Origin of the sequence: Pseudomonas sp. RIT-PI-AD (genome assembly GCF_025642785.1) — a bacterium.
Lineage (GTDB): Bacteria > Pseudomonadota > Gammaproteobacteria > Pseudomonadales > Pseudomonadaceae > Pseudomonas_T.
On the sequence record NZ_JANZKU010000046.1, the window covers coordinates 1 to 12,595 of the forward strand.

5 protein-coding genes are annotated in these 12,595 nt (G+C 67.7%); 2 read left to right on the forward strand and 3 right to left on the reverse strand.

Annotated features, from left to right (window positions below):
* Positions 1 to 217 (reverse strand): pyridoxal-phosphate dependent enzyme (locus tag OGL92_RS21590; protein WP_263147847.1); only part of this gene is annotated, 217 nt, incomplete at its 3' end.
* 29 nt (positions 218 to 246) lie between these two features.
* Entirely contained in the window at positions 247 to 681 is a 435-nt protein-coding gene (locus OGL92_RS21595) for an SgcJ/EcaC family oxidoreductase (protein ID WP_263147835.1), read from the reverse strand.
* Positions 682 to 1,223: 542 nt separating this feature from the next.
* Between OGL92_RS21595 and OGL92_RS21600 the strand changes: the two genes are divergently transcribed.
* Complete coding sequence (locus tag OGL92_RS21600) at positions 1,224 to 9,722, forward strand: glucoamylase family protein (RefSeq protein ID WP_263147838.1); 8,499 nt, start codon at positions 1,224 to 1,226, stop codon at positions 9,720 to 9,722.
* A gap of 380 nt (positions 9,723 to 10,102) precedes the next feature.
* Here the strand turns inward: OGL92_RS21600 and OGL92_RS21605 are convergent, their stop codons facing one another.
* Positions 10,103 to 10,792, reverse strand: coding sequence for a polysaccharide lyase family 7 protein (locus tag OGL92_RS21605; protein ID WP_263147840.1), 690 nt, complete (start codon positions 10,790 to 10,792; stop codon positions 10,103 to 10,105).
* 279 nt (positions 10,793 to 11,071) lie between these two features.
* Between OGL92_RS21605 and gbpA the strand changes: the two genes are divergently transcribed.
* A complete protein-coding gene (gene gbpA, locus OGL92_RS21610; RefSeq protein WP_263147844.1) occupies positions 11,072 to 12,505 on the forward strand; it encodes an N-acetylglucosamine-binding protein GbpA in 1,434 nt (477 codons plus the stop codon).
* Positions 12,506 to 12,595 lie beyond the last annotated feature (90 nt).

Sequence of the window (12,595 nt, forward strand, 5' to 3'; positions counted from 1 at the left end):
CGATCACGCCGCGCGCGCGTTCCTCGGCGGTCAACTGCGCCAGCTTGTTGTAGGCGCCGCGGACCTTGAAGGAGAACACCGGCTGCAGGTCCTCACGCTTGAGCAGAATCTGGTTGCCCAGCCGCTCGGATAGCGCCGGCGCGGGTTGCAGCGGGGTTTCGATGGCCACGTCGTAGACCGGCGCGGAGAGAATCTTCCGTACATAGTGCTTGAGCAGGCTGTCGTCGCCGGTTCGGGTGCGCGGGTTCATCGGCCCGAGCCTCCGGCGAGGTCGGCGATGCCTGGCGGGGGCGTCTCCAGCAACGCGGTCCCGTAGGAATTGTCCACGGCGCACCGCCAGCGGCCGTCCGCTTCCCGGCGAAACACGTAGGTCGCCTGGCGCTCGATGAGGGTCGGCTGCGAATCGTCCAGCGCTTCCAGCCGTGCCTGGGCCAGCACCAGCGCGGTATCCCCGGCCACCAGTTCGCGCAGGGCATGCTGGCGTACCACGAGGCTGTGCTTGAAATGCTCGGCAATGGCGACGAAGGCCCGTTTGATCTCGGCCTTGCCGGACGCCGTCAGGCCGGGCTTCACCACCAGCAGGGCGTCCTCGGTGTAGAAATCCATCAGCGCGTCGAAGCGCTCGGCGTTGATCAGGCGATCCGCCCGTTCGATGAGGGCGTGGAGGGGAGAAGGGGTCATGGCGCGCTCCTGGTTTCGAAAAGTGGGCCCAGGAGACAGAAAGAGAAACCCGCCTCGAGGGCGGGTTGGGAAGTCGTCGGCTAACCCGCCATCAATGGAATGGCGGTAATAATGTTTCGGCTGAGGAAAGGGGCGACGTAGGTCATGTCGGCCAACCTAAGGAAAGCCGGGCGGCGAGTCAAGCGCGCCACGACGGCAGCGGCGCCCGCCTTGGTCGCCCGCAGGGTTTCGCGGCCGGCCACGAACGGCCCGGAGGGGCGCGATCCGCGTCGGCCGGGGCGCCACTCCGACAAAAATACCGCCGTTGCTGTATGTTGGGTCGACGCGACGCTGGCAGGCGCCCGACGAGCGCCCCGCGCCGTCCCTCCCCTCCGATTTTCCTCGCCCTTTTCCCGAATGCCGCAGTGGAGCGATGGGCGCATGCCCGTCGACCGGTAGGACCCCGCCATGGCGGGGCGTTTCCCCGGTGGCCCCTTGCGGACCTCGATGGTCGGCTCGCCACGGCGCCCATCGCGCACGCCCACGCTGGCAGCAAGGCGCTTATGAAATCGATTTTTCGTCAGGTTCTCGGATACCGTTCGCCCTTGCCACCCTGGAGCGACTCGGCTCCGGTACGCGAAGAACTGTTCGGCATGGAGCGCCTGGAGCAACACGCGGAAAGCCTGGCCGCCGCCCAGGCGGTGACCCTCGAGCCGCCACGGGTGATGTCGCTGCACAGTCGCCTGGCCGACAACGCCGCGGCGCTGCTTTCGGCCTACAAGGCGAGCGCCGCGGAGTTGGCCAGCGGGAACGGCGTGGTGCACGCCGCCGAATGGCTGCTGGACAACTATCACCTGGTGGAGGAACAGATCCGCGAGATCCGCGACGACCTGCCGCCCGGCTACTACCGCCAATTGCCGAAGCTCGCCGGCGGGCCTTTCGCCGGCTACCCACGGGTGTTCGGGCTGGCCTGGGCGTTCGTCGCCCACACCGACAGCCATTTCGACCCGGCGATCCTGGCGCGCTTCATCGCCGCCTACCAACGGGTCCAGCCGCTGACCATCGGCGAGCTCTGGGCGGTGGCGATCACCCTGCGCATCGTCCTCATCGAGAACCTGCGCCGCCTGGCCGGCCAGATCGCCGCCGGCCGCGATGCCCGCGCCGACGCCGATGCACTCGCCGATCACCTGCTGGTGTCGGGCAGCGCCCGCTCGGCGCTGGAAACCGACATCGCCTCGCGCTCCCCGGGCGCGCTCTCCGAGCTCTTCGCCGCGCAGTTGGCGAAGCGCCTGCGCGACCAGGACCCGCGCACCATGCCTGCCCTCGAATGGCTGGAGGAACGCCTCGGCCAGCAAGGCTTGTCCACCGACGAAGCGGTGCTCCACGCCCAGCAGCGGCAGGGCGCCTCCAACGTCAGTGTGCGCAACATCATCACCAGCATGCGGTCGATTTCCGAGCTGGACTGGGCGGAGTGGTTCGAAAGCGTCAGCCTGGTGGATGCCCGCCTGCGGGAGGCCAGCGCCTTTGCCGCCATGGATTTCCCGACCCGCAACCTCTATCGCAGCGCCATCGAGCAGCTTGGCCGCGGTTCGTCGGTCAGCGAACTGGACATCGCCGAGCGCGTGCTGCGGGCCGCCGCGGCCGCCGAGGGCGAGGACCTGGAGCGCGCCCGCGACCCCGGCTATCACCTGATCGCCGAAGGGCGCCGAGCGCTGGAGCGCGACCTCGGCTTCCGCGCGCCCCTGCGCCTGCGCCTCGGTCGCTTCGGCATGCGCATGGGCATCGGTGGCTACGTCGCCAGCAATCTGCTGGCCGGCGCGCTGTTGCTGGGCGCGACGCTGCTGGCATTGGCTTCGGCCGGGGTGGCGCCGGGCTGGCTGGTGGCCTTCGCGCTGCTCGCGTTCCTCCCGGCCACCGAACTGGCCACCGCGCTGGTCAACCGCGCGGTGGCCTGGAGCGTCGGGGCCGTCGCCCTGCCGGGCCTGGGTCTCGAGGACGGCGTCCCGCCGACCCTGCGCACCCTGGTGGCGGTACCGACCCTGTTGACTGGCGAAGCCGACCTGCTGGAACAGATCGAGCGGCTGGAAATCCACCACCTGGCCGGTGTCGGCGGCGAGCTGAGTTTCGCCCTGCTGCTGGATGGCGTCGATGCGGACCGGGAAACCCTCGAAGGCGACGCCCATCTCCTGGCCGTGGCCTGCCGCGCGGTCGATGCGCTGAACCGGGCACATGGGCCGGCGCCCTCCGGCGAGCGATTCCTCCTGCTGCACCGGCGCCGGGTGTTCAACCCCAGCGAAGGCAAGTGGATGGGCTGGGAACGCAAACGCGGCAAGCTGCACGAGCTCAACCGGCTGCTGCGCGGCGCCCGCGACACCACCTTCATCGCCATCGAGGGCCGCGCGCCCTGGGTGCCCGACGAGGTGCGCTATGTCATCACCCTGGACGCCGACACGCGCCTGCCGCGGGACGCGGCGTCGCGCCTGATCGGCAAGATGGCGCACCCGCTGAACCATCCCCGTTTCAGCCAGGCGTTGCAGCGGATCGTCGGCGGCTACGCGATCCTCCAGCCGCGGGTGACACCGGCATTGCCCCTGGGCCGCGAAGGCTCGTTGTTCCAGCGGGTGTTTTCCAGCCCGGGCGGGCTGGACCCCTACGCGGCGGCGATTTCCGACGTTTACCAGGACCTGTTCGGCGAGGGCTCCTTCACCGGCAAGGGCATCTACGATGTCGACGCCTTCGAGGCGGCCCTGGCCGGCCGCGTACCGGAAAACACACTGCTCAGCCATGACCTGTTCGAGGGCGTATTCGCCCGGGCCGGGCTGGCGTCGGATGTCGAACTGGTGGAGGACTTCCCCTCCCGCTACGACGTCGCCAGCAAGCGCCAGCATCGCTGGACCCGTGGCGACTGGCAGTTGCTGCCATGGATCTTCGGCGGCGAGGGCGCCCGCCAGCGGCTTTCCGCGCTCGGCCGCTGGAAGATGCTGGACAACCTGCGTCGCTCCCTGCTGGCGCCGTTCACCGCGCTGACCCTCGGGCTGTGCTGGCTGCTCCCCGCGGCGGCGCGGCCGATCGCGCTCGGGCTGGTACTCGTGGCCCTGCTCGTGCCGGTCGCACTGCCATGCCTTTCCGCCGCCATGCCGCCGCGCCGCGAGGTGCGCCTGCGCAGCCACCTGGGCGCGCTCGGCGCGAGCCTGCGCCTCGCGGCTTGGCAGATGGTCCTCAACCTGACCTTCCTGGCCGACCAGGCCTGGCGCATGGGCGACGCCATCGGGCGCACCCTGACCCGTTTGCTGGCGACCCGCCGCCATCTGCTGGAATGGACCACCGCCGCGCAGACCGCCGGCACGCCGCGGCCGGGGGCGGCGGGCTTTTACCGGCAGATGGCCGTCGGGACCGCCCTGGGGGTCGGCCTGGCGATCCTCGCCAGCGTCTGGTCGCCCGGTGCCTGGCCCTGGGCGCTGCCTTTCGCGGCGCTGTGGTTGGTGGCGCCCTGGATCGCCTTCCGGGTCAGCCGCGCGCCGCCCGACGATCCGGTATTCGCCCTGGACCTGGAGGAGGCCCGGGAACTGCGGCTCATCGCCCGGCGCACCTGGCGCTTCTTCGAGACCTTCGTCGATGTCCCGGGAAACGGCCTGCCACCCGACAACTTCCAGGAAGAGCCGAAGCCGGTGGTGGCCCGGCGTACCTCGCCGACCAACATCGGCCTGTACCTGCTATCCGCCGTGACCGCCCGCGACTTCGGCTGGAGCGGTACTCTGCAGACCCTCGAGCGACTGGAGGCGACCCTGGATACCCTGCAGCGGTTGCCGCGCTTCCGTGGCCACTTCTTCAACTGGTACGCCACCGAGGACATGCGGGTCCTCGACCCGCCCTACGTGTCCTCGGTGGACAGCGGCAATCTCGCCGGCCACCTGATCGCGCTGGCCAACGCCTGCGAGGAATGGCGCGACGGCGCACCCTCGGGGCAGGTGCGCCCCGGCATCGCCGACGCCTGCCAACTGGCCCGCGAAGCCCTCGACGAGTTGGGCGCCGCGAGCGGCGATCGCGGCGGCAAGGTCGCCGCGCTGCTCGATGAGATCGACGCCCAGCTGCAGGGCGCCCAGGCCACCGACAGCCTGACCTCGATCCTGCCGCGGCTGGCCGAGAAAGCCGCCCGCGCGGCGCGCGCGCAGTTTTCCGCCGAAACCGACGGCGCCGATCTGCTGTTCTGGATCGACGCCATCGCGCGCACCTGCGAGGCCCATGCCCACGATCATCGGCAGGTGCGACAGGATGGCCCGGAGCGGCTGTCGAAGCGTTTGCAGACGATCGCCGACGGCGCCCGGCAGATCGCCTTGGCGATGGACTTCGCCTTCCTGCTCGACCCCGAGCGCAAGCTGCTGTCGATCGGCTACGCCGCGAACGACAATCGCCTCGACCCCAGCTGCTACGACCTGCTCGCCTCCGAGGCGCGCCTGGCCAGCCTGTTCGCCATCGCCAAGGGCGATCTGCCGACCCGTCACTGGTTTCGCCTGGGGCGCACGGCCACGCCGATCGGCAATGGCTCGGCGCTGATTTCCTGGTCGGGCTCGATGTTCGAGTACCTGATGCCTTCGCTGGTGATGCGCGCGCCCCTGGGCAGCCTGCTGGAGCAGACCAATCGCCTGGTGGTGGAGCGCCAGCAAGCCTACGGGCGCTCCCTGGGAATCCCCTGGGGCATCTCCGAATCGGCCTATAACGCCCGCGACATGGAATTCACCTACCAGTATTCCAACTTCGGGGTGCCGGGGTTGGGGCTCAAGCGTGGCCTCGCGGAAAACCGGGTGATCGCGCCCTATGCCACCGGCCTCTCGACCATGGTCGACCCGCGTGGCGCGCTGCGTAACTACCGGGCGCTGGCCGCCGTCGGCGCCCGTGGGCGCCATGGCTATTACGAAGCCATCGACTACACCCGCTCGCGGCTGCCGGACGGCGAGGGCCTGGCCATCGTGCGCACCTTCATGGCCCACCACCAGGGCATGACCCTGGTGGCCATCGCCAATGCGCTGCAAGACGGGCGCATGCGCGAGCGCTTCCACCGCGAACCCATGATCCAGGCCAGCGAGCTGCTGCTGCAGGAGCGCATGCCGCGGGACGTGATGATCGCCCGGCCGCAGGCCGAGGAATTGCGCGCGTCCGCCCGCGAGAGTCTCAGCGATGCGTCCGGGGGCCGGCGCATTCCGGCGGCGTCGGGCGGGGCGCCGGTCACCCACCTGCTCTCCAACGGCCGCTATGCGGTGATGCTCACCGCGGCAGGCTCCGGCTACAGCCGCTGGCGCGATATCGCCGTGACCCGCTGGCAGGAGGACGCGACCCGCGACGACCGGGGTTCCTTCATCTTCCTCCACGACATGCACAGCGGTATCCGCTGGTCGGTGGGGGCGCAACCCCTGGGCGGGCTGGCCGAGTTCGAGGAAGTGGTGTTCGCCGAGGACCACGCCGAGTACAGCCGCCGCGATGGGGACCTGACCACCCTGCTCGACGTCCTGGTGTCTACCGAGGCCGACGGCGAGGTGCGCCGCGTCTCCCTGACCAATGCCGGCCGTCGCGCGCGGGACGTGGAGCTGACCTCCTACGCCGAGGTGGTGCTCGCCACCCCGGCCACCGACAACGCCCACCCGGCGTTCGCCAAGCTGTTCGTGCAGACCGAGTACCTCGCCGAGTTCGGCGCGCTGATCGCCACCCGGCGGCCGCGCTCCCAGGGCGAGGCGCGGGTCTGGGCCGCGCATTTCGCGGTGGTGGAGGGCGACCTGGCGGCCGATCCGCAATACGAGTCGGACCGCGCGCGCTTCATCGGCCGCGGGCGCACCCTGGCGTCGGCGCTGGCCGTGACCGAGGACGGCCCGCTGTCGAACAGCGTGGGTACCGTGCTCGATCCGGTGTTCTCCCTGCGCCAGCGGGTCGCCATTCCTTCCGGCAAGACCGTGCGCGTCGCCTTCTGGACCCTGGTGGCGGCGTCGCGGACCGAGCTGCTCGACCTGATCGACCAGCACCACGACCGCAGCGCCTACGACCGGGCCAAGACCCTGGCCTGGACCCAGGCCCAAGTGCAATTGCGCCACCTCGACGTGAGCGTCGAGGAGGCCGCCGACTTCCAGCGCCTGGCGGCACCGATCCTCTATGCCGACGCGGCGTTCCGCGCGCCGGCGGATGCGATTCTGCGCGGCGCCGGTGCGCAATCCGGCCTCTGGGCGCAGTCCATTTCCGGCGACTTGCCGATCGTGCTGTTGCGCATCGATGACCTGGAGGACATCGCCCAGGTGCGTCAACTGCTACGGGCTCACGAGTACTGGCGGATGAAGCGCCTCGGGGTCGACCTGGTGATCGTCAACGAGCACGCCTCTTCTTATATGCAGGACCTGCAGATCGCCATCGAGACCGCGGTGCGCAGCAGCCAGTCGCGGCCGCGCTTCGGTCAGGAACTGGCCCAGGGCTCGGTCTACGCGTTACGCGCCGACCTGATGGACATGGGCACTCGCGCGCTGCTGCTCTCGGTGGCTCGCGTGGCGCTGGTGGCGCATCGCGGCCCGCTGGCCGACCAGCTCGCGCGCATGCCCCAGCAGACCCCGCCGGCGCGGATCGAGCCCCTGCCGGCGCAGCGAAGCCCGGCTCCTGCGCGCAAACCCAAGCCACCGGTCGACCTGGAGTTCTTCAACGGCCTGGGCGGCTTCGCCGAGAACGGGCGCGAGTACGTGATCCATCTGGACGAAGGCGTCACCACGCCTGCGCCCTGGATCAACGTGATCGCCAATCCCGCGTTCGGCTTCCAGGTCTCCGCCGAAGGCAGCGGCTACACCTGGGCCGGGAACAGCCGGGAAAACCAGCTCACCCCCTGGTCCAACGACCCGGTGATGGACCCCAGTGGAGAAGCGCTCTACGTCAGGGACGAGGAAAACCTCGACCTCTGGTGCCCCACCGTGCAGCCGCTGCGCGACGGCGGCCGCTACCTGGCCCGACACGGGCACGGCTACAGCCGCTTCGAACACCAGGCCAAGGGCATCGTCCTGGAGTTGCTGCATTACGTGGCGTTGGAGGATCCGATCAGGATCTCCCGGCTGACCCTGCGCAACCCGTCCTCGTTGCCGCGCCGGTTGTCGGTCACCGCCTATTCGGAGTGGGTGCTCGGCACCTCCCGTGCCGCTTCGGCGCCCTTCATCGTCACCGAAGTGGACGGCCCGACCGGCGCGCTGTTCGCCCGTAACCCCTGGAGCACCGCGTTTCCCGGTCGGGTCGCCTTCGCCGACCTGGCTGGGCGCCAGACGGCCTGGAGCGCCGACCGTGGCGAGTTCCTCGGGCGCAACGGCAGCCTCGCGGCGCCCCAGGCGCTCCTGCGCCGGGCGGACCTGTCCGGGCGCACCGGCGCCGGGCTGGACCCCTGCGCGGCGCTGCAACGGATCGTCGAGCTGGAACCGGGCGAGACCCGCGAGGTGGTGTGGTTCGTCGGCCAGTGCCAGAGTGCGGAGGCCGCGCGTAGCCTGATCGAGCGTTACCGCGGCGCCGACCTCGACGCCGTGTTGCAGGAAGTGAAGAGCCATTGGCGCGAGCTGCTCGGCGCGGTGCAGGTACGCACGCCCGACCGCGCCATGGACATCATGCTCAACGGCTGGCTGCTGTATCAGACCCTGGCCTGTCGGATTTGGGCGCGTTCGGCCTTCTACCAGGCCAGCGGTGCCTACGGTTTCCGCGACCAATTGCAGGACGGCATGGCGCTGACCTTCGTCCGTCCCGAGGAAACCCGTCGACACCTGCTCGCGGCCGCGGCCCGGCAGTTCGTCGAGGGCGACGTGCAGCACTGGTGGCTGCCGCACTCCGGGCAGGGCGTGCGCACGCGGATTTCCGACGACCGTCTGTGGCTGGCCTATGCCACGGCGACCTATATCGCCGCGGCGGACGACCTCGCTGTCCTCGAGGAGCGCGTCGCCTTCCTCGAAGGTCCCGTGCTGCGCGCCGGCGAGCACGATGCCTTCTTCCAGCCGATGATCGCGGATCAGGACGCGTCGCTGTTCGAACACTGCGCGCGGGCCCTCGACCAGGCCATGCAGCTCACCAGCCCGCGAGGGCTTCCGCTCATCGGTGGCGGCGACTGGAACGACGGGATGAACCGGGTGGGCGAGGGCGGTCAGGGCGAGAGTGTCTGGCTCGGTTGGCTGCTGGTGCGCACGGTCGCGCTGTTCGCCCCCCTGGCCGAGCGGCGCGAACCCGAACGTGCGCAAGCCTGGCGGCTGCACGCCGAGTCGGTACGGGTGGCCCTGGAACGGGACGCCTGGGATGGCGCCTGGTACCGGCGGGCGACCTTCGACGACGGCACCTGGCTCGGCTCCCGGGCCAGCGAGGAATGCCGGATCGACTCCATCGCCCAATCCTGGGCGGTGCTCTCGGGGGCGGCCGAGCCGTCGCGCGCGGCCCAGGCGATGGCGTCCCTCGAGGAGCAATTGGTGCGGCCCGTGGAAGGGCTGGCGTTGCTGTTCACGCCGCCCTTCGATCAGACACCCCATGATCCCGGCTATATCAAGGGCTATCCCCCCGGCCTGCGCGAGAACGGCGGTCAGTACAGTCATGCGGCCATGTGGTCGATCCTCGCGTTCACCCGCCTGGGCAACGGCGACAAGGCCGGCGAATTGTTCGCCTTGCTCAACCCGATCAATCATGCCCGGACGCCGGCGCAGGCCTCGCGCTACAAGGTGGAACCCTACGTCGTCGCGGCCGATGTCTATTCCGTCGCGCCCCATGCGGGCCGTGGCGGCTGGACCTGGTACACCGGGTCGGCGGGGTGGATGTACCGCGCTGGCATGGAGGGCCTGCTGGGCATCCGTCGCGAGGGCGGTTTCCTGGTGATCGACCCCTGCATTCCGTCCGGCTGGCCGGGTTTCGATGCCCAGATCGAGTTGCAATCGACTCGCTACGCGGTTCGGGTCGATTCGCCGGCGGCGCGCTGTCGGGGCGTGACCGACGCGCAACTCGACGGACGTCCGTTCGAGTTCGGTCCCCAGGGGGTACGGGCGCCGTTGGATGGCGGTGATCACCGATTACTGATCGAACTGTGATCCCCGGTGCCGAGGCGCCTGACGCCTCGGTTGAGCCGCCGCGCCCTTCGCGGTCGCGGTGGGTCTGCTGGAGCGTATCTGCCGAGTGGGCGAGCGGATTCACCCTCGCCAAGTCAGGCGAGGCAGATCGGAGAACTGGCGCGGTTCAAAGGCTGTATATGAGTGGAGCGTTCTTCGAACGAACATCGCCGGGCGCGGTAATGCCATACGGAATCGGCACGGCGATATATCTGTTCGCCCGGCGTGTGTAATTGAAATGAAGAATCCCATGATTCGAGTTGCGGATTATCGGACATTAAGCGGAAGTTCTATTGGCAGTGCCGAGGCACTTCGCTATCGATGGCGAATGGCTTCTGACTAAAACAGTAGGGATTACCGATTCAGCGATGCAGGCTGTTGAGCCAGTAAAAGGTTACCCGGCCGCCTTCGTTCGTTTCGCCATAGTTGTCTTGTATATAAGCGCCGGCCTTGAAGTACAACTGCTGTTTGCCCCAGTAACCGCTCAGTTGCCGGGTATAACGGCCTTCGTCCTTGTCGACGCTGCTCACCACGATGCTCAGGCGACCGCCCGGGGTCAGGTGGAAGTCGTAGCCGAAGCGTTCGTTCAGCCGGATGTTGTCGACCAGCACGATGTTCTGGTTTTCCTTGTCGCCCGGGCGCTTGCGCAGCAGGGCTTCGATGCGGCCCGTTCCCTTGCGGTAGTGGTACTGCAATTTGAGCAGGGGGTCGTTGTCGCTGCCGGCTTCGTCCTTGCTGTGGATCTGGCCGATCACGACCTTGTTCCGGCTGGGCACCTGCTGCACCGCCAGGATCGCGCTGAGGTAGCTGTCCGAGTTGTGGTGGTACCAGTAGCTCAGCTTGCCGTCGCTCTGGGTCTCGCGGAGCTCCGAGCGGGGGTACCGTGCGTCCTGGGTATGGGACCCGCTCACCGGGACCCAGAAAGTCACGCTGCCGTCGCCATGGCGGCGGAAGTACTGGCTGTCATATCCGTTATTCAGGCGCCGGGTATCGATCAGGGTGGCGGATTCATGGGTGGGAACTGTCAGGTTCCATGTTGTCAGGTCGATCACTGCTGTTCCTTCAAGATCGTGGTTGATGAGCGGCCGGCATATTAACCGCAATAGTTCAAAAAACCAGACGAACGAAAAGATATATATGCTTGCTGGCATACTGCTGTCACTCGGAAACCTATGCTTACAACTTCCGGGGTGTGAGCAATTTCATCCTATTACGCCCGCGTTACTTGCTATCTTATTGGCGCGTGTAGGACATGCACGCTCACCGCCACGCCGCCGTTTCCGTATATCGACGCACACGCAACGACGTGGCAAACCTCAGGGAGAAACTGTATGCAAGCGCAAAATAGGAATGTTCAGCTCGGAGCATTCTTCTTCGTTACCGCTCTGACTTTCGCAGGCGCCGCCGAAGTTCAGGCCCACGGTTATATGACCGGTCCCGCCTCGCGTGCTTTCAAATGCTCGCAGGGACTCAATGGCGATTGCGGAAGCATCCGCTACGAGCCGCAAAGCGTCGAAGCGCCGAAAGGCTTCCCGGCGGCGGGTCCCGAAGACGGCAAGATCGCCAGTGGCGGCGTCCGCCCGGATTTCAGCCCGCTCGACCGGCAGACCAGCGATCTGTGGAACAAGACCAGCATCAAGACCGGGTTGAACAACTTCGCCTGGAAATTCACCGCCAACCACAAGACCAGCAAGTGGGAGTACTACATCACCCGCCAGGGCTGGGACCAGAACCATGTGCTGACCCGCAGTGCCTTCGAGCCCACGCCGTTCTGCACCGTCGACGGGCGTAACCAGCAACCGCCGGCGACCGTCACCCACCAATGCACGGTACCGGCCGGCCGCACCGGTTACCACGTGATCCTCGGAGTCTGGGAAATCGCCGATACGGTGAACAGCTTCTACCAGGTCAACGACGTGCTGATCGAGAACGGCTTGACTCCGCCGCCCGGCCAGGCGCTCACCCAGGTCGGAACCATCAACTCTAGCGTCGTGCTCAAGAAGGGCGATCTGGTCAAGACCCGGGTATTCGACAAGTCCGGCGAGAACAGCGCCTTGCAGACCCAGCTGTCCATCGCCCGCGACGAGGACGGGGCGCCGAGCAAGTGGTCCTATCTGTTGGCGCAGAAGATCAACGAAACTCAACCGCGCCTGATCGCTGGCCAGGTGGATGCCGATGGCAACGTGGTGCCGGCCTACGGCTTGAACACCGTCTATTCGAAGGTCAAGAACGACATCACCCGGGTGGAACTGGACTACCAGCAGGCCACGCCGCCCGTCGAGCCGGTGCTGCATGTCCATGACCTGGCGACGGAGTACCCGATCGTCAATGGCAAGGCGAGCCTGCGCTTCAGCGTGATGACCGAGGCTTTGCTGACGGTGTCCGCCAAGGTGTTCGATGCGGATAACCGTTCGGTGGCCTATGCCAGCGCGGATGTCACCAGCAGCTACACCTTCGCCCTGGATATCCCGAATGCCGCCTCGGGCAGCTATACCTTGGTCCTGCAGGGCGTCAACAAGGCAGGGGAAAGCGTGCAGCGCACCGAGTCGTTCCAGCTCAAGGGCGATGCCACCTACCAGTATCGCTTCCCGGCGAATATCTCCCTCTATAAGGCAGGTACCCGGGTACTCCAGCCGAAGGACGGCCGTGTCTACGAATGCAAGCCTTACCCGTACAGTGGGTACTGCAAGCAGTGGTCCGCTTCGTCGAATGCATTCGAGCCCGGTGTGGGTTCCAGCTGGACGCAGGCGTGGATAGCCCGTTGACCCCTCGATCCTGAGGGTCGGGAACGGCCGGTCTGCAGTCATCTGCAGCCGGCCGTTCTGCTATCCGAAGTATTTATGCGTTTTTTGCAA